This is a genomic window from Halobacillus litoralis (assembly GCF_020171725.1).
Taxonomy (GTDB): domain Bacteria; phylum Bacillota; class Bacilli; order Bacillales; family Halobacillaceae; genus Halobacillus; species Halobacillus litoralis_F.
In genome coordinates this window covers 142,533-159,795 of sequence record NZ_JAIVAJ010000002.1, presented here as the reverse complement: position 1 = coordinate 159,795, position 17,263 = coordinate 142,533, and the positions used below count along the sequence as shown (strand labels likewise).

Annotated in this window: 20 protein-coding genes, 1 riboswitch and 1 other annotated feature; all 20 genes read right to left on the bottom strand. The window is 48.0% G+C overall.

Annotated features, from left to right (window positions below):
- Positions 1–10: 10 nt before the first annotated feature.
- The 20 genes from LCM20_RS05035 to LCM20_RS04940 all read right to left on the bottom strand — a co-directional run bounded on the left by LCM20_RS05035 (position 11) and on the right by LCM20_RS04940 (position 17,261).
- On the bottom strand, positions 11–343 hold the full coding sequence (locus LCM20_RS05035; RefSeq protein WP_225194339.1) for a ribosomal-processing cysteine protease Prp: 333 nt from the start codon (positions 341–343) through the stop codon (positions 11–13).
- Between the two features lie 12 nt (positions 344–355).
- Positions 356–664, bottom strand: coding sequence for a 50S ribosomal protein L21 (gene rplU / locus LCM20_RS05030; RefSeq protein WP_225194338.1), 309 nt, complete (start codon positions 662–664; stop codon positions 356–358).
- Between the two features lie 13 nt (positions 665–677).
- Positions 678–751, bottom strand: a sequence feature (ribosomal protein L21 leader region).
- A gap of 35 nt (positions 752–786) precedes the next feature.
- A complete protein-coding gene (locus LCM20_RS05025) occupies positions 787–2,202 on the bottom strand; it encodes a ribonuclease E/G (RefSeq protein WP_225194337.1) in 1,416 nt (471 codons plus the stop codon).
- A gap of 8 nt (positions 2,203–2,210) precedes the next feature.
- Entirely contained in the window at positions 2,211–3,068 is an 858-nt protein-coding gene (locus LCM20_RS05020) for a site-2 protease family protein (RefSeq protein ID WP_225194336.1), read from the bottom strand.
- Positions 3,055–3,807: a peptidoglycan DD-metalloendopeptidase family protein gene (locus LCM20_RS20185; protein ID WP_225194335.1), complete on the bottom strand. Its 753-nt coding sequence runs from the start codon at positions 3,805–3,807 to the stop codon at positions 3,055–3,057. The genes LCM20_RS05020 and LCM20_RS20185 overlap by 14 nt, the downstream gene beginning before the upstream one ends.
- Before the next feature lie 485 nt (positions 3,808–4,292).
- A complete protein-coding gene (gene minD, locus LCM20_RS05010) occupies positions 4,293–5,090 on the bottom strand; it encodes a septum site-determining protein MinD (protein ID WP_225194334.1) in 798 nt (265 codons plus the stop codon).
- Complete coding sequence (gene minC, locus LCM20_RS05005; RefSeq protein WP_318247299.1) at positions 5,083–5,745, bottom strand: septum site-determining protein MinC; 663 nt, start codon at positions 5,743–5,745, stop codon at positions 5,083–5,085. Before minC ends, minD begins: the two co-directional genes overlap by 8 nt.
- 48 nt (positions 5,746–5,793) lie before the next feature.
- The gene (mreD, locus tag LCM20_RS05000) at positions 5,794–6,321 is read right to left on the bottom strand and encodes a rod shape-determining protein MreD (RefSeq protein ID WP_225194332.1); all 528 of its coding nucleotides are present in this window, start codon (positions 6,319–6,321) and stop codon (positions 5,794–5,796) included.
- Positions 6,321–7,199: a rod shape-determining protein MreC gene (mreC, locus tag LCM20_RS04995; RefSeq protein WP_225194331.1), complete on the bottom strand. Its 879-nt coding sequence runs from the start codon at positions 7,197–7,199 to the stop codon at positions 6,321–6,323. The genes mreD and mreC overlap by 1 nt, the downstream gene beginning before the upstream one ends.
- Before the next feature lie 11 nt (positions 7,200–7,210).
- The gene (locus LCM20_RS04990; protein WP_263621944.1) at positions 7,211–8,251 is read right to left on the bottom strand and encodes a rod shape-determining protein; all 1,041 of its coding nucleotides are present in this window, start codon (positions 8,249–8,251) and stop codon (positions 7,211–7,213) included.
- 261 nt (positions 8,252–8,512) lie between these two features.
- A complete protein-coding gene (radC, locus tag LCM20_RS04985; RefSeq protein WP_225194798.1) occupies positions 8,513–9,184 on the bottom strand; it encodes a RadC family protein in 672 nt (223 codons plus the stop codon).
- A gap of 59 nt (positions 9,185–9,243) precedes the next feature.
- Complete coding sequence (locus LCM20_RS04980) at positions 9,244–9,810, bottom strand: Maf family protein (protein WP_225194330.1); 567 nt, start codon at positions 9,808–9,810, stop codon at positions 9,244–9,246.
- 162 nt (positions 9,811–9,972) lie between these two features.
- Positions 9,973–10,803 carry an SPOR domain-containing protein gene (locus LCM20_RS04975; RefSeq protein ID WP_225194329.1) on the bottom strand — a complete coding sequence of 277 codons (831 nt, stop codon included), beginning with the start codon at positions 10,801–10,803 and terminating at the stop codon, positions 9,973–9,975.
- Positions 10,804–10,894: 91 nt separating this feature from the next.
- Positions 10,895–11,854: a LysM peptidoglycan-binding domain-containing protein gene (locus LCM20_RS04970; RefSeq protein ID WP_225194328.1), complete on the bottom strand. Its 960-nt coding sequence runs from the start codon at positions 11,852–11,854 to the stop codon at positions 10,895–10,897.
- Complete coding sequence (locus tag LCM20_RS04965) at positions 11,844–12,428, bottom strand: PilN domain-containing protein (protein WP_225194327.1); 585 nt, start codon at positions 12,426–12,428, stop codon at positions 11,844–11,846. Before LCM20_RS04965 ends, LCM20_RS04970 begins: the two co-directional genes overlap by 11 nt.
- 66 nt (positions 12,429–12,494) lie before the next feature.
- The gene (pilM, locus tag LCM20_RS04960; RefSeq protein WP_225194326.1) at positions 12,495–13,460 is read right to left on the bottom strand and encodes a type IV pilus biogenesis protein PilM; all 966 of its coding nucleotides are present in this window, start codon (positions 13,458–13,460) and stop codon (positions 12,495–12,497) included.
- A gap of 15 nt (positions 13,461–13,475) precedes the next feature.
- Positions 13,476–14,231, bottom strand: coding sequence for a prepilin peptidase (locus LCM20_RS04955; protein ID WP_225194325.1), 756 nt, complete (start codon positions 14,229–14,231; stop codon positions 13,476–13,478).
- A gap of 86 nt (positions 14,232–14,317) precedes the next feature.
- Positions 14,318–14,797 (bottom strand): competence type IV pilus major pilin ComGC, encoded by a 480-nt coding sequence (locus tag LCM20_RS04950; protein WP_225194324.1) that lies wholly within the window; start codon positions 14,795–14,797, stop codon positions 14,318–14,320.
- A 55-nt stretch (positions 14,798–14,852) separates the two neighbouring features.
- Positions 14,853–14,935: riboswitch (cyclic di-GMP riboswitch) on the bottom strand.
- Positions 14,936–15,014: 79 nt separating this feature from the next.
- Complete coding sequence (locus tag LCM20_RS04945) at positions 15,015–16,220, bottom strand: type II secretion system F family protein (protein WP_225194323.1); 1,206 nt, start codon at positions 16,218–16,220, stop codon at positions 15,015–15,017.
- A complete protein-coding gene (locus LCM20_RS04940) occupies positions 16,221–17,261 on the bottom strand; it encodes a type IV pilus twitching motility protein PilT (protein ID WP_225194322.1) in 1,041 nt (346 codons plus the stop codon).
- Positions 17,262–17,263: the final 2 nt, after the last annotated feature.

Sequence of the window (17,263 nt, the reverse complement as noted above, 5' to 3'; positions counted from 1 at the left end):
CTCCACCTCCTTATCGGTGAGAAATTGAAATATATTGATGATGCTCATGTTCTATTGATTCTAATGTAACCTGCATGCCTTCAAGAAGCAGTTTGGCTTTGTAGGAAGCTTCATCCGGTAATCCTTCAGGAAGCATCACTTTCAAATAACCGCCCTCTTCTCCTGCCTGCTTTACATCAGGTTCAAAATCACAAAGCTTTGCGATGGCATTCACGGCACCGATCGATGCTGTGGAAACCGCTGCACATACGAGGTCATGTCCATATGGACCGCTCTCTGCATGTCCGCTGATTTCAAAGCCAGTCAAATCTCCTTGTGAACGAAACAATGTGACCTTAATCATCCGTTCGAAACCTTACGCGTTGATGTCTTCAACGACTAGTTTCGTGTACGGCTGACGGTGACCTTGTTTACGCTTGTAGTTCTTTTTCGGCTTGTATTTGAAAACAGTTAGTTTCTTTTGACGACCTTGTTTTTCAACTTTAGCCGTTACAGAAGCACCGTCAACGTATGGAGCGCCTACTTTAGCAGACTCACCACCAACGAAGATCACGTTGTCGAATGTAACTGTTTCACCAGCTTCTACGTCAAGTTTCTCAACATAGATTTCCTGGCCTTTTTCAACTTTAACTTGCTTACCACCAGTTTCAATAATTGCGTACATACCTGCACCTCCTCAATTTACTCAGACTCGCCATTCAGGTACCGAACAATCGGTTTAAAAACCTGTTCTGTGCGGTTGCAGCAGCGGAGTGCTACTGAATAACAAAACAATGTTACCACATCTCAAAACAAGTTGTCAACATGATATCCACGATGTTCGATCGCTTCTTTCACCATGTTTTCGGACCCTTCAAGCTCAATTTGATAGCCAGAGACGAGTACGTCCTGCCTAACAAACAGCTCCTGTGGAATTTTACTAGAGATTGGAGAAGAAAGCAATCGTTTTTTCTCATTTACCAACTTCGGGTGAACCGCTAAGAGAATCGCTTCTGATGAAGAACGGGCAGCATCCATCAGTTCTCGCTCGAGCCGGTACACGCTCGTCTCTAATGTAAACGTCCTGCTCGAGGCAGCGGTAAACAGATCGATCGCATTGACACGATCCCGCTTTCTCGTCAGTTCCATCAAACCAAGCTTCGTCATGCCATAGACATTGGTTTTGACAGGGTCCTGACTTCCCTGTTTCTTCATAAATTGAACGAGTTTCTGTTCAAGCGACTTGTCCTTCATCGAAATGAAATCAACAAGAATAATGCCCGAAAGATTCCTTAGGCGCAGCTCCCTTTGAATGGCTGCAGCCGCTCTTTTATTGACATCAAAGGCGTGGGAATTCGTCATCGTCCTGCCTTGATACTTCGAGCTGTTCACATCAATCACCGTCATCGCTTCTGTGCGGTCGATGACCAATTCAATTCCGTCTTCAAGCTCCACCGTCCGGTTGGTCAGTACCTGCTGCCACTCGTTGATGGAGCGTTCTTCCCCCGTGCTCTGCCACTTGATTTTTTCTGAAGCCCCTGGAAATCGTTGTCTTAAGTGGTTGGCTGCTTTCACATCATCCACCAAAATTTCGTCCACTGTATGGATCGGAAACTTTCTTAAGAGTTGATCCGGTATAAGCGGATCTTCAACCATTTTCTGAGCCGGCTTAACCGCCTGGGTATTCTGCCAGAACGCTCTTAACGCTTCAATTTCCTCCAGGACTTGCTGTTCCGTAACGTGGGAAGCAGCCGTCCGGATGATGGCGCCTTCTTTAGACCCGAGGACCTCCTGTAACGAATCTTTCAACCTTTGAGACTGTTCCGGTGAAAGCTTTTTCGATACCGAAAGGGTTGTGCCAAAAGGCTGATAAACGGAATAAAGGCCCGCAATGGTCAAATCCGCACTGACCCCGGCACCTTTATCGTCAAACGGTTCTTTAATGACTTGCACAGGAAGAGACTCTCCTTCTTTCAAAGCCTTCTCGATGCGATCCTCTGCCCAAGGCACCGCTTCTTTTCTAAGAAAAGCATGCTTCTCTTCTCCAATATCTATAAATGCCGCCTGAAGATTCGCTACGACCTTCATCACTTTTCCCATGTAAATGGATCCGGTCTGTACGCTCTGTCCCGGGCGGTCAAAGACGATTTCGCTCACTCGCCCCTCTTCTGTCACGACCCCTGTTTTCTCAGTGAACTTTGTATGTAAGGTTATGGTTCTCATCAAATCCCTCATTGTAAACGTTTTGGAACATCTTGAACCCTTAAATCCGCTCGATTCCGGTTAAAGAAGGCTTCAAGACACTCTTGTTCATTTACTATATAAGAACCCTCCTGCTGTTTCAATACAAACACTTGACGTGAAGTCGCGCGCATTGAACGCAGCAGATCCCTTACGAACGCGTCACCACGGACCGATACATAGTGGTCCGGAAGCTCCGGAAACGCCTTAGACGAGCGATAAAGCCAGTATCTCATCAATACATAATACCGCCTCTTCCACTCCAGAACATGCTCTAAAATAAGAAATCCTGCCAGCCATACCGCGGCAAGCGTCCAATAGTGATGCAACGTCATCCAGCCTGCAACAGACATTAAGAAACATAAAGAAAACGCAAGCGTGAGCAGCTGCGTATTTCGGAAGGTCGCCCATCTTGAGAAAAGGTGGAACAACAACTTCCCACCATCTAAAGGCCATATCGGTAGTAAATTAAAAATTAGAAGTAATCCATTATAATGCCACGCCGTAGAAAGTAGAGGATGAGACCCGAGTGTCGATTCCAACAGAAACAGCAGCCCGAATATCCAAATGTGCTGGACGGGTCCCGCTAAGATCACATGGACCTGCTCTCGAATCGGGCGGCTGTGGTGCTCTTCACTGACTACAGCGCCTCCAAAGAGCCAGATCTCCATCCTGGTTACCCGCCACCCATAATATTTAGCCATAAAAAAGTGACCACATTCATGAATCAACACAAGGCTGAACAGCACAATAAACGGATAAATCGCCCCCGTGAGCAAAGCTGAGATCGCAAGCAGAAAAAAGAGTGGATGAATGTGAATGGTGTTGGAAAGGTTAAGAGCTTTCATCAACTTTAATTACCTTCGCAGGGTCAATGTACTGATCATTCTTTTCAATTCCAAAGAACACTTCTGAAGCCTGGGCGTCCCCGAGAACGGTCTGAGCAGGTATATTTTCATACAAATGCACCTGGACTTCAGTCAAAAATCCGTATGTGCTCTTACTTCCATCCTCGTGCTGCACGACCACCGTCTTCCCGGTCTCTTCTACATTTCCGACAAAGACGACCGTTCCAGACTTCACAGCCTGCACCGGGGACCCTGCTTCCACAGCCATACGAATTCCTTTCCCATTCGCTTCAAACGGAGTTGTAACCGAACCGCTGACAGGAAGAGCAGCCTGGGACGGAGCCGGATCCTCATTCTGGGAAATGACTTCGAGTGGATCCCCGAACCTGTCCGAATACCACGCCGACACTTTAGCAAAAGGGAAATCCTCCTGCATCTGGCTCGTCACCCACTGCTCTGGCCCGTCCAGCCATGTGAAGGACGCATTCTTCCCGACCGCAACCGTTGCAAACAAAGCTGCAGCAAGCACGACCTGCACCCCTAAATAGCTGCTTTTCTTCGACGGCTGTGGCTGCTTCCGTCCGGATGAATCCGGCGTGATCAGAGGTGGAAAACCGTGCATCTCTTCGTCTCCTGGAGGCTTGTACAATGACTGACGCGGTGTCGTCCCTTGGCCCTGAACACGCCTCTTCTTCCGCTCGATAATATTTTTTCGAACATTACGGATATTCTTGTCCACATTAAATCCCCTTCCTTGACCACCTTTTCTATCATTCTATGGTGGCCATGGAAAGGTTATGCCACTTGAAGCACGTTTACTTTCAGAGACCTGTAAGCACAAAAAAAGAGCACCTGAAAACAATTCAAGTGCTCTTCAAAGTTTGGAGAACGCTTCTGTTACATATGAGTAGGACAGCGGGAACAGAACAGAACCGAACAGGGGTATGGAAAGCCGAACGTTATTCTGTGCCATCATCGCCTTTTTCAGACGATAGCATAAGAGGTTCCGCCTCCACTTCATGAAGGTGTTGGCGAAACAGCGAGACTCCTGTGGGAGCTGAGTACAGATGAGACCCCGCAGCGACCGAAGGGAGCGAGGAGACTCAGCGGACGCCCACGGAAAGCGAGTTGTTTCGCCAACACCGCTTCTCCAACTTTATAAGAACAGATAGGACTTTCTCAACAACATAAAAGAGCACTTGAAAACGATTCAAGTGCTCTCCTTTATGAACGGATGCCGAAGAATTTCTTAACCTTCGCAAACATCCCTGACTCTTCATCTAAATTAAGTAAAGGTACCGCTTCGCCCAATATACGGCGGGCGATGTTCCGGTAGGCAAGAGAAGCTTTCGAGTCCGGCTTCATCGCGACAGGCTCACCACTGTTCGCAGCCTTCAACACCGCATCATCATCAATGATGATTCCGAGTAAATCAATCGATAAAATAGAGACGATTTCATCCACGTCCAGTAAATCCCCACTTTTCATCATGTGATTGCGGATCCGATTGATCACAAGCTTCGGACTCTCAACATCCTCCTGCTCGAGCAGCCCGATAATCCGGTCCGCATCACGCACACTCGATTTCTCAGGCGTCGTAACGACAATCGCCTTATCCGCTCCAGCTACGGCATTTTTGTAGCCTTGTTCAATGCCGGCAGGGCAATCGATCAGGATGTAATCGAAGTCTTGCTTCAACTCATCGACAATCGTTTTGATAGCCTCAGGCGTCACTTCCGACTTGTCCGATGTCTGAGCAGCCGGCAGGACGTATAGACAATCAAACCGCTTGTCCGGAATCAGGGCCTGATTGGTTTTGCACCGTTCTTTCACTACATCGACAATGTCATAAATGATGCGATTCTCAAGACCCATGATGACATCCAGATTACGAAGACCAATGTCTGTATCCACCAGGCAGACCTTTTTATCCTGCAAGGCGAGGGCCGTACCGAGGTTAGCAGTCGTTGTCGTTTTACCAACCCCTCCCTTCCCGGAGGTTACTACAATCGCTTCACCCATTTAACATTCTCCTTTCCAAACTCACCAAATCCGGACGTTTCTTCATCACTTGCTGAATCGTATCCATCCGGATTTTCCCTTCGTTTTCATCAATATATCCACACTCCATGTAGACGCCTTCCGATTCATAATCGGGAGATCGACTGACTTGGTCGGATATTCTAAGTTGGTTCGGCTGCATATAGGACGCAGCGATGACGGTATCCGCCGCCCCGTCCACACCAGAATGGGCGATGCCGCGCAGTTTGCCGAGCACGAAGATATTCCCTGTCGCCGTGACTTGACCGCCGGGATTCACATCGCCAATCAGCAGCAAATCCCCTTTGACATGAACCACCTGCCCGGAACGGATGGTCCGGACAATCGGTGTCAGCTGTGTATGCTCTTTCCATTCAAGGGCTTCCTGTTTCGTGATGACCTCTGATTCGATTCGCTCTACGACAAGCTTTTGTTTGTCGCGAATGACATCTGAAATTTGATCCTTCTGCTCTTCTGTGACAAATCGCTTGCCCAGTTGAACGGAAACCCGGATCATCGGTTCATCCTCATCCACGCCGTTCATGGACAACTTTTCCTCAAGCTCTTGCAATAACTCGTCAAACCCGCATTGATCATCCAGTCTTAATGTCAATCCATCACGAGTTCCTTTGATCATGATTTTTTGCATATTTGCCACCAACCCAACCTTAAACGTTTCCTGGTCCTACGTATTCATTAACTCCTCAGACCAGATCGACAAGCGTTCCTTTATCAATGGAAAAAGAATGACGAAGACGATCATATTCGCTGCGAGTGTCGGCAGCAGCCTGAGCGTCGCGTAGTCCGCCCACGTCATATCTGTTATCTGAACAAATGAATAAATGATATATAAACTCGTATCGGCAAGCGCTATGCCGATGATCGTAAGCACAGACGCCCCGATGAATGTACTGTGCAGCCAGCGGTTCAATCCATGGATCGCATACGCCACAAGCGCATACGTGACCATATAGACACCTAGTACTCCTGTGTACACGACGTCAATGAGAAGTCCGAATAACAGACCGAACCAAACGGCTGAGTATGTGTGTTCACGGTCATAAAAGATGGCGACGAGGAAAAGAAACACCAACACCCAGTGCGGGGTAATCAACACGTCTGAATAAACGAGCCCCTTCGGAAGCCACCCCATCGCCATCCCTTGCATGACGAGCAGAAGCAGACAGAATAGAGCGATGATGTATTTTTTCATCAACCCTCACCGTCCATCACGGAGTCTTCTTCAATCGATTCCGCCGTGCGGTCTACGACAATGACATGATTGATATCGAATAGATCGGCAAAAGGCTCTACATAAGCCGTTTTCGTCAGCCCGAACTGGTCATTGACGACCTCTTCTACCGTCCCGATCCGCAGGTTGCTCGGGAATACGCCGCCAAGTCCTGACGATAGGACTGTGTCCCCTTTTTCGACAACTTCATCGAGCTTGATGCCTTCAAGGAGCAGACGTCCGGATTCATCATCATAGCCTTCAATCAAACCGAATGCTTCACTTTCATCTTCTCGGACGATCCAGGATGAGATTTTATTCGAACGGTCGAACCCACTTAACAATTGAATGGTAGAGTGGAACGCGCCGGCGGACTTCACTTTTCCAACAAGACCGTCGCTCGTCATCACGGCCATATCCTTCTCAACGCCGTGCTCTTCACCCTTATTGATCGTCATTTGCTGGAACCAACGTTCTGAGCTTCTGGCAATGACGGTAGCCTGAATAGGCGAATAGTCACTTAACGCTTCTGTTTTCTCGAGCGTTTGTCTTAACTCTTCGTTTTCACGATCAAGACGCTGATTCTCTTCGATTACGCCTTTGTATTCAGAAAGGCGGGACTTCAACACTTGGTTCTGCTCATAGACCATGAACATATCCTGAATGTTTCCAACTGTCGTGTCGACAAAGCTGACAGGCTTTTGAAAAATCGTCTGCATCCAGCCGACGGTATCCTGCAGAAATTTCTCAGGGGTACTGAGAGCGTCCCGGTCGCGGATTGAGAAACCGATCAATGCCACCAGGACAATGAAACCAATTAATACAACCATCAGGCGTTTTCTACGAAATAAAGAAGGCATTCCGAATCAACCTAATCCATTTTCGCCCGCGACGCCACGTTCGGCTGTGAACGGAAGTGTTGGATGTATTCTAAGGATTTCCCTGTTCCGATCGCCACACAATCAAGCGGCTCATCGGCAATGAAAACGGGCATGTTGGTTTCTTCACTGATGACTGTGTCCAGGTTTCGTAGTAAGGCGCCTCCGCCTGTCAGAACAATTCCACGCTCCATAATGTCTGCGGAAAGCTCCGGTGGTGTTTTTTCCAATGTATTCTTCACGGTATCGATAATGGTATCGACGGTATCTTTCAACGCTCCGATGATTTCATCGGACTGGATCGTAATCGTCTTCGGTAATCCGGAAAGCAGATCACGCCCTCGAATATCCATTTCTTCACCGCCGTTGTTATTTCCTGCTCCTCCGAGCTCAACTTTTATTTCTTCCGCCGTACGCTCACCGATCATAAGGTTATAACGCTTGCGGACATGCTGGATGATCGCATCGTCCATTTCGTCGCCTGCCACGCGGATCGACTGGCTGGTCACAATCCCGCCTAAGGAGATGATGGCGACTTCCGTCGTTCCACCACCGATATCGACGACCATACTTCCTGTCGGTTCCCATACCGGGAGGCCCGCGCCGATCGCAGCTGCAAACGGCTCTGCAATCGGGTACGCATCTTTCGCCCCGGCCTGCTTCGTCGCATCGAGTACGGCACGCTCTTCCACCATCGTGATGCCGGACGGTACACATACCATGACGTTCGGTTTACTCGCAAAAGAAGAACGATTCTTCAATGCCTTTTTGATGTAATACTTCATCATCTGCGCTGTCGTATCATAATCCGCAATGACGCCATCCTTCATAGGTCGGATGACAGATATGTATCCCGGGGTACGACCAATCATATTTCTCGCTTCGTTTCCTACAGCTTCGATTTCATTCGTCTGTGTATTTTTCGCTACAACGGAAGGCTCGCGTACGATGACCCCTTTATTTTTTAAAAACACTAATGTATTCGCTGTGCCAAGATCAATTCCTAAGTCTTGTGAAAACCCAAATAGACCCAATAATATCTTCCTTTCTAATCGCCCGTATTACTCATTCGGGTCAAACCTTACGTTACAATTTGGACTAGAAGAAGCGCCATGTATAGAATTCTATAGATGGCGCTTTCGAATTCCTTTTATTTAATTATACGAAAAAACGAGAAAAATAGATAGTGTTACACGGCTCCTGTCCCCATTTTTTTGATTCTCTCTGCATTTCAGGAACATTCGACTACAAAGGGGTTCCTCGTCCCCTAGGAAGATTCTCACCTGTGTTCAAGATTACAGGTACCCTTTTTCCTTCAATGACACGAACTTCCGGTCGCCGATCACCAAATGATCGAGCACTTCAATGCCGATCATTTTGCCACATTCCTGAAGTCTTCTCGTCACTTGAATGTCCTCCTGTGACGGACTGGGGTCTCCGGATGGGTGGTTGTGTGCACAGATGATGGAAGCAGCAGAACGCTTCACCGCTTCTTTAAATACTTCACGTGGATGGACGATTGAGGCATTCAGACTACCGATGAAGACCGTCTGTCTGTGGAGGACTTGGTTCTTGGTGTTGAGGAAAAGGCAGATGAAGTGTTCCTGGTTCAAATCCCGCATCTCCTCCATGACGAAGTCAGCTCCGTCTTCCGGACTGCGGATCATGTAACGTTCAGCGGGTCTCATCTGATGCATCCGCTTGCCCACCTCAATGGCAGCCAGAATCTGTACAGCTTTCGCTGATCCGATCCCTCTGATCGAGGTAAGTTCTTCGATGGTTGCCCCTTTCAAAAGGACAAGCCCTTCAAAGTGAATCAATAAACGCTGGGCGAGGTCCGTGACGGATTCCTGCCTCGTCCCACTTCCGAGTAAAATGGCGAGCAGCTCCTGATTCGAGAGGTTCTTGGCTCCTGATTCGAGCAGCCTCTCCCGCGGACGCTCCTCCTTTGGAACGTCTCTCAGCATTACACTTGTGTCGGTCAATCTGTTCGCTTCCTCTCCTGCTTTAGATTCCTCACATCCACTCAGGAAGGCGACACATCAAACGCTCTCAGCGCCCGTACGACACGTGACAAAGGAAGGCCGACTACGCTGTAATAGTCCCCATGAATCTCTTCTACAAAAAGGGCACCCTTTCCCTGAATGCCGTATCCTCCCGCCTTGTCCCATGTCTCACCGCTTTCAATATAGGCGGCTATTTCAGAATCATCCAGTGGAAAGAATTTGACGGAAGTTTGAACAGCAAAGCTCTCCGTCTTTTCCAGGCTCCTCAGTGTCACAGCTGTCCATACCTCATGGTGATCACCACTTAACAAGCGCAGGTACGTTTCAGCTTCCTTCACATCAGCAGGCTTCCCAAGAATCGAATGTCCTTTCGCGACGACGGTGTCCGAAGTGAGAAGGACTTCCCCTTCTTTTAATCCTATGGCATCACTTTTCCGCTCAGCCAGCATGAGCACCGCTTGCTCAGGCGATATTCCATCCGGCAGCGTCTCATCGACATTGGATGCACGAACCGTGAAGGTGTAGCCTGCTTTCTTCAATAATTCTTTTCTTCTAGGTGAGTTTGATCCCAATACGAGCGTTCTCATTGTATCCCTTCCTTTTCAATGTGAGGTATCTTATAGTGTACCGTAATTCATCGCCTTTATGGATTATGCAAATTTCAATTTTCCAACAGTCGCGATGGGTAAAAAAAGAAGAAAAGACCCGTGATTCGAGCCTTTTCTCCGCCTTTTCCTCTATAAAAAAGCCTATTTCATAGTTTCTTCCATCGCTTTCGCAGCGCGCAGCCAGTTCAAGTGCTGGCGGTCTGAAGATTCCCAGTTACGAAATGCTTCGAGGAACGGGGAGTCAGGCGAGCTTTTTTCCAGCGCTACGATGTACTGCTGGCGCCCTTCTTCGCTGAAGCTCGTGAATGAATGCTGGTCCACATATTGGCTCATCTGATCGGCCACCTCAGCCTCTGCAGCTTCGAGTTCTGTTTTTTCCGTCAAAACCGTCCACGGCTTCACATACGTATCAAAGCCACCTGACTTCAGCTGATCCGCCACTTGTTCAGCCTCAGCTTCAGAGGAACCGCTCCCCACGAACAAATAGTACTGTCCATCCCTCTGCCATACAACAGACGAAAAAGCAGATGCCGTCAACTTCATCTTCCATTCATTCGCCTTTTCCTCGGTCGAAAAGACGCCTGCTTGAACGACATATCCTTCAACGGTTGAAGTACCAATCGTAGCTGAACCAGCCGTGTCCTGCGTCGCAGCAGGGGACGCATTTCCTGCTTGTCCTACAGCTGTGTCATCTGTAATCGAGACGAACATCCGCAGTAAAACAAATCCGAGCCCGAGACTGATGACGAGCGCCGAAATGCTCGAAATTAAGATCGGCTTGACCAGCGAACGGGATCTGCGGTTCTTTTTCTTCACTGGAAGAGAATAAATCTTCGGTTTGTGGTATCGTTCGTCATCCCCGGACTCCGGTTCGGCTGAAGCAGCTTGTTCATCTTTTGCCTGTCTGAATGGTCCTTCTTGATTCTTCACTTTGTCTCTGAATGAGATGGAGATCTTATTTTTGGAATTCATTCTCTATCACTCCCGCCAGGTTTGTACCAACCCTATCACAGCGGAAATAAAAAGAACGCTGAAATTTGTCACGAGTGTTTCGACAAGTTTTTTACAATGGAAGGAGAATGGTTTCCCCTTCAAAGACCGTGTCGGAGGACTTATTGTTCGCCTGTCTCACCTGCTCGGCCAACGTTTCATTATATCTTCCGTAAAATTCGTAGATGATCCGGTAAAGGGTTTCGTCCTCCCCCACTACATGCTCGCTGTAGGTTGCAGCGATACTCTCCTGCGGGGAAGACTCTTCCTGAACGGGTGCTTCTTCCTCTGTCGACTCATCACTTTCTAAATTCGTCTCCCCGTCTCCATACGGAAAGGGGTTCTGCTTATTCGACTCACTATCATAGTGATACTCCGGCATTTCATCCACTAGTTCGTTCAAGCCCGGATAGTAATAGGCGGATAACGTCACAAAATAGAAGAAATACGTCAGGTCCCCTTCGATGATCCGGTCGTCATTGAAACTGACGGAGTCGATGCTGACGATTCTTGAGCTGTTCGTGACCTCACGTAAGAAGGCCATTAAATCGACAAAATCCTGAGAGGCAACCGACATGTCGAATGTAATCGAGGAAACACCCGCTGGAAGGTTCTCATCCACCTCCGGCACTTCACCCTCACCCGTTTCTCCTTCAAGATCAAAATCAGGTGTCGATTCCTCATCCTCTGAAAGACCTTCTGCTGAGCTTATCGCAATACTTTCTATAAAACTGTTCGAAGCCGATTCTGCTCTTTCAAGCGCTAACAGCATTTGATCGGGTGCCTTCAAAACCGGAAGCCTGCTTTGCAGTTCACGGGACGTGGCAAGTGTAATCGGCTCCCCTTCGTCTTCCCGCTGAGACTCCAGCGCCTGTAAGCGCTCGGTTTCGGTGATGATTTGCTCTTCAAGCCCCTCTAACTCCGTCCGCTCTGGTGCAATCCAAAACCGGTAGAGAAGGAATAGGCTGACCAGGAGGACGATAATGGTCCCGATCAGAATGTACAACTGGTTACGGTTCCACTCAATCCGCATCCGGAGCCACCTCCTCACGAAACGCCTGCTTCTGCACCATCACGGTATAATTCGCTATGTATCTCGGACGATATTCAAACTGATTCAAGCTTTCATCGACTTCTTCTGTTAAAATATTGCCGACTTCCACGGTGCCGATATAATTTCGCTCTGAGAGTGTATTCGTATAAGCTGCCACTTCTTGAAGCGAGTCAAACCGCACCTGGATGTCCATTACACCACTGTCCTCAAAGGAATAAGACTGAAAATAGCCTCGTTCCGGAAGAAGAGCGATCATTTTTTCCACAAGCGCTACAGTCGGAAACACCCTGTTTTCCATCCGGTCGACAGCTTCCGCAAGCTGCTGACGCTGTTCCTGCTCAGCATCGACGGCGGTCTGCTGAAACTCAGCCTGCTCGGCCTGAATGGACTGGATTTCCTCGTTCAACAGCTGCTGCTCTTGCGTCAGGTCGCGTTTCTGCCAATAAAATACAGCTAAAACGAGACACAGGAGGATGACCCCTGCACCAATGATGAGCACAGGGAGGCGGTTCGATTGTTCTTTTTCTTCCAAAAGATTAATATCAATGACCAAAACCATCACTCCTGCAGCTAGCTATAGATAAACTTGAGCACCCACACCGCTCAAGCTGTATCACGCCTAGTTCTTATAGATTAATCCGACCGCATCTGTGTACCGGTCCGGCAGAGACAGATGCAGCAGCTCTAATGAAATCGTATCTACCGGGATATCGACTCGTTGTGATAACCGGTTCTGTAAGTCTTCGAAATACGCCCAATCTCCAGACAGGATGATTCTCGTAATCGCAGCCTGTCCCTTCGTAACGGAAAACTGATAAAAGTTCAAAATCCGGCTCAGTTCACCGAGCTGATCGGTCACGTAAGCCTCCATATCCTGAAGATCGCCTGTCCAGTGCAGATGACTTTCCCCATCGGCCGTGAACATTTTCCAGTCCTGCTTCGAAAGGGTCGTTTTCATCTGTCTCGAAAATTGAGGAACGCCCTCGTGAAAAGCCGTCACTGAGATGCCGTCCACATTCCACTCGACAAGGAGCAAGTGCTCGCCCTCTGTTGTGAAGGTCAGCTTCTCATACACCCTGTACACCGATAAAGACGACAGGTCCGCTGACTTCGGCTTGAACTGGGCAACCGAAAGGCTCTCTTCCATCTCGGCTATTTTTTCTTGAGGATAAGCGACAAGAAAAATCTCCTTTTCCCTTTTATCGTCACTCAGCTTCACAAAATCAAATACCGGCTGCTCAAAAGGTAAATGCAGCGATTCGCCGAGCTGCTGATACAAGTATCCTTTGATCGCCTCGTCCTCAATATCACTCGGTACAGATATATGTCGTAAAATCACCGAAGAATCCGGCACACAAAAATAGAGCGGCAGATTCTTCAGACGATGCTTCGACACGATATCTTCAAGCACCATCTCAAAACGTCTCAGGTTCTGCACCCTTCCGTCCTGAACCATATCTCCTGGTAAAAACTCTTCACCATAGGACTCAATCCGTGCCGGGTCGTTCGGAGGAGAGACGATATAACGAAGGGTATGATCTTTGATAACAATATGTACGCGTCTATCCTTTTTCCATCCAAACACACGAAGCCCTCCACATTAGAAGAAAGTTTGTAAGTACCAATCTATTATTATTCTACCAGAAAAGAAGGCAAAACTCGCCCCAAGTACAATGAACGGCCCGAATGGAATCGGCTTCTTCCGCTCGATGACCCCAGCAGCAAGCAGCCCCCAGCTGACCATCGCCCCAATCAGCGTCGACAGGAAGTACGTGACAAGCAACAGTTTCCACCCGAGGACAAAGCCTATGAGCCCGAACAGCTTCATATCACCTCCCCCCATCCCACCTTTACTGAGCAAGATGATGGCAGCTGTCAGAAACAACCCGACCGCACCGCCGATAAGAGAGGCCCACCACGGATCAAGCGGATCGATGACTCGGTATACAATGAACAAAGGCAAGAAAAAAAGAAGCAGACGATCCGGAATGACCATATAGGCAAAATCGGCTACTACGATCATATGAAACAAGGACATTAAAAGCAAAGCAAGTACCAGTTCCACCTGGAATCCGAATAGGTAAAAGCTTAAAGCAAACGTCATACCGCTTAGCGCTTCCATGATGGGATACACGGAAGAGATCTTCTTTTTACAATTTCGACAGCGCCCTTTTTGAAGCAGGAACGAAACAATCGGTACGAGCTCGTACCACTGTAAGGTGTGATGACAATTCGGACAGTGGGAGCGGCTTTCTTTGAACAGATCGCCCTTCGGAAGGCGGAGGCCGACGACATTATAGAAGGAACCGAGGATGGTGCCGAGGATGAAGAAATATAGGGTGAGGAATAGTGTCATGTGAATGGTCTCCTTACTGATTGTTATGAAAAAGAAACACCTCTCTAGGAGAGATGTTTCTTTTTTATATAAGATTGAATGAAAGTTTATTCAGTTGAAGCTGGAGTTGGGTCTAACGTTACACTGCTTCTGTCAGAAGTATTAGGATTTCCGTTGAAATATTCATTTCCATCCGGGTCTGTTAATACGACAATCGGACCTTCAACAGCTGGATCACTACCCTCTGCAGGTGTTCCGTCTAAATCAACAGTTGTGCTTGTTGTATTATAGCTGGCGTCATCACCAGGAGGGTTTATTGAATCGATGAACCCCTCATCGATAAGAGTCTTCAGAGTTACTGCGTCTGTATTTTGACTATTAACATCACTTACATCATAGAGCCTCGCTGCCTCAGCTATACTTTGAGCATTAGAAATGTGAGCATCAGCCCTACTATTTTCAATTACATTCCCAATACTAGGAACCGCAATCGCCGCAATAATCCCCAAAATCACAATAACCGCCAACAACTCAACTAACGTGAAACCATCTTCATTTTTGAAGCGTTTCTTCAACAATGCTCTCATTTCCTTCTCCCCTTTTTTCTATTTTGAATAAAAAAGGCCAGAAAACGCTCTTGTGCGTTCTCCGGCCGGTTGCACTACTCGCTCACAGCCATTCAAGTGCCCACATACAAATGACTAATCATCGCTTCCAAAACTACTACATAAGTTCTATTACAAATGATACTATAGGATAATATTATTGGCTAGTAAAAATATGCTAATTATATGTTAATACTTTCTATTGAATATTTTCAAAGATTGAGAACATCGGCACCGCAATCGCCATGACAATGGCTCCGACGATGAGCGCAAGTACGACAATCATAATCGGCTCGATCAATGTTTTGATCCGGTCCGTGGCATGATCGATGTCCTTTTCATAAAAATCAGCCGCCTTACTGAGCATTTGGTCCAGTGCCCCGGTCTTCTCTCCGACGCTGATCATCTGCGTGACAAGACTCGGGAACGCCCAGTGGTTTTGAAAAGGAATCGTCATCGACTCTCCGCTTTCGAGTGATTCTCTCGATTTCTGGAGCTCCTGCTCGATCACTTTGTTCTCAACGATCCGCTCGGTGATCTGTACCGCTTCGAGAACGGGTACTGAACTGTTGAATAACGAACTGAGTGTCCTGGTCATACGAGCCAAGGCCGCCTTCTGTACGAGTGTTCCGAAGAACGGAATCCTCATCTTCGTGTAATCGACGTAATAGGCGAATGTATCGTTCGTTAAACTATAGCGGTATATCCCATAAAGCAGAACTGGAACGATGACGAACAGCCACCAGTACGTACCGAAAAACCCTCCTAACCCCAGCACGAATTTCGTGAAAGGAGGGATGTCACTTCCGAATGACTGAAACATACTGGCGAACCGCGGCACAACGAAGCTGAGCATAAAGATGACGATCCCGAATGCAATCAGTCCGACTACGATCGGATAAGACAAAGCCGACATGATTTTCTGCTTCAGTTCATACTGCTTTTCATAGTAAGCGGCCATCCGGTCAAGGATTTCATCGAGGTTCCCTCCCGCTTCACCAGCTCTCATCATATTGATAAACATTACTGGGAACACTTTTCTATGCTTAGCAGCGGCATCTGAAAAAGAATGCCCAGCCTCCAAGTCCTCTGCGACATCTGCGAGGGTATTCTTCAGTCCACGGCTCGTCGTCTGTTCCTGAAGGATATAGGTCGCCTGGATAATGGAAATGCCGGCATCAATCAATGTAGAGAACTGACGAAGGTAAATAACGAAATCCTTATTTTTCACAGGGGTACCGAGGTTGATTTCTTTATAAAGAATGCCCTCAAGCTGCTTAAGCTGGGAAGCCGTAATGCCGTCCTCCCGCAATAGTAAAGCCGCTTCCCGCTGGCTTTCCGCCTTCACGCGTCCTTCCTTCAACCTTCCACGTCGGTCACGGCCTTTGTACTTAAAGTAGGCCATCTACATCCCTCTTTCGTTCAGGAACGGTTCTGCCGCTTCTTGCGTAATGTGTCCTTCTTCAAGAAGCCGTTTAACGGACATTTCGAGCGTGTGCATCCCTTCTGATTTAGCCGTTTGGATCACATTTTGTATTTGATGGATCTTCTCATTACGGATCAAGTTTTTGACCGCAGATGTATTTCTCAGAATCTCAGTAGCGGCACGTCTTCCTTTTTTGTCCTTCGTCTGGAATAGGCGCTGTGAAACAATAGACCTTAACACACTGGCGAGCTGAATCCGGACTTGCGGCTGCTGCTCGGCTGGAAACACATCGATGATCCGGTCGATCGTCTGTGCTGCGCCTGTTGTATGCAGCGTCCCGAGCACTAAGTGACCGGTCTCCGCTGCCGTAATCGCGGTTGAAATCGTTTCGAGGTCCCGCATCTCTCCGACTAAAATAACATCTGGATCCTGACGAAGGCATGCCCTTAGCCCATTTGAGAAATTTTTCGTATCAAAACCTACTTCTCTTTGGTCAATGATGCAGTACTCATGAGAGTGCAGGTATTCGATCGGGTCCTCCAGCGTAATGATGTGGCGGCGCATATGTTTGTTCATATAGTCGATCATCGAAGCGAGGGTTGTACTTTTTCCGCTTCCGGTCGGACCTGTGACGAGAACGAGCCCTTGCTGCGCCTGTGCCACTTCCGTCAACACACTCGGCATATGTAATTCTTCAAGAGACGGGATGCCCTTAGGCACTACGCGGACAGCGAGAGATATGCAGTTTCTTTGGTGATACGCATTGACTCTGAATCTCGAAATTCCCGGAATACCATAAGAAAAGTCAAGCTCGCCCTGATCCTTCAGTTGGTTCCAAAGGGTTTCCGGAACAATCGACTTTGCCATCTCCTCCGTATCATTCGGCTTGATGACTTCCTTTCCATACTGCTTCAGTTCGCCATGCACCCTGAAGATCGGAGGGACACCGACCGTAATGTGAATATCCGACGCCCCTAGTTTAAAAGCTGCCGTTAATAAATGATCTAAACGTTCCTTCATTA

What these genes read in the sequence shown, in the direction of transcription:
- LCM20_RS05035 (WP_225194339.1), bottom strand. Translation starts at nt 343, where the DNA reads ATGATTAAGGTCACATTGTTTCGTTCACAAGGAGATTTGACTGGCTTT.
- rplU (WP_225194338.1), bottom strand. Translation starts at nt 664, where the DNA reads ATGTACGCAATTATTGAAACTGGTGGTAAGCAAGTTAAAGTTGAAAAA.
- LCM20_RS05025 (WP_225194337.1), bottom strand. Translation starts at nt 2,202, where the DNA reads ATGAGAACCATAACCTTACATACAAAGTTCACTGAGAAAACAGGGGTC.
- LCM20_RS05020 (WP_225194336.1), bottom strand. Translation starts at nt 3,068, where the DNA reads ATGAAAGCTCTTAACCTTTCCAACACCATTCACATTCATCCACTCTTT.
- minD (WP_225194334.1), bottom strand. Translation starts at nt 5,090, where the DNA reads ATGGGTGAAGCGATTGTAGTAACCTCCGGGAAGGGAGGGGTTGGTAAA.
- minC (WP_318247299.1), bottom strand. Translation starts at nt 5,745, where the DNA reads ATGATCAAAGGAACTCGTGATGGATTGACATTAAGACTGGATGATCAA.
- mreD (WP_225194332.1), bottom strand. Translation starts at nt 6,321, where the DNA reads ATGAAAAAATACATCATCGCTCTATTCTGTCTGCTTCTGCTCGTCATG.
- mreC (WP_225194331.1), bottom strand. Translation starts at nt 7,199, where the DNA reads ATGCCTTCTTTATTTCGTAGAAAACGCCTGATGGTTGTATTAATTGGT.
- radC (WP_225194798.1), bottom strand. Translation starts at nt 9,184, where the DNA reads ATGCTGAGAGACGTTCCAAAGGAGGAGCGTCCGCGGGAGAGGCTGCTC.
- LCM20_RS04980 (WP_225194330.1), bottom strand. Translation starts at nt 9,810, where the DNA reads ATGAGAACGCTCGTATTGGGATCAAACTCACCTAGAAGAAAAGAATTA.
- LCM20_RS04975 (WP_225194329.1), bottom strand. Translation starts at nt 10,803, where the DNA reads ATGAATTCCAAAAATAAGATCTCCATCTCATTCAGAGACAAAGTGAAG.
- LCM20_RS04970 (WP_225194328.1), bottom strand. Translation starts at nt 11,854, where the DNA reads ATGCGGATTGAGTGGAACCGTAACCAGTTGTACATTCTGATCGGGACC.
- LCM20_RS04955 (WP_225194325.1), bottom strand. Translation starts at nt 14,231, where the DNA reads ATGACACTATTCCTCACCCTATATTTCTTCATCCTCGGCACCATCCTC.
- LCM20_RS04950 (WP_225194324.1), bottom strand. Translation starts at nt 14,797, where the DNA reads ATGAGAGCATTGTTGAAGAAACGCTTCAAAAATGAAGATGGTTTCACG.
- LCM20_RS04945 (WP_225194323.1), bottom strand. Translation starts at nt 16,220, where the DNA reads ATGGCCTACTTTAAGTACAAAGGCCGTGACCGACGTGGAAGGTTGAAG.
- LCM20_RS04940 (WP_225194322.1), bottom strand. Translation starts at nt 17,261, where the DNA reads ATGAAGGAACGTTTAGATCATTTATTAACGGCAGCTTTTAAACTAGGG.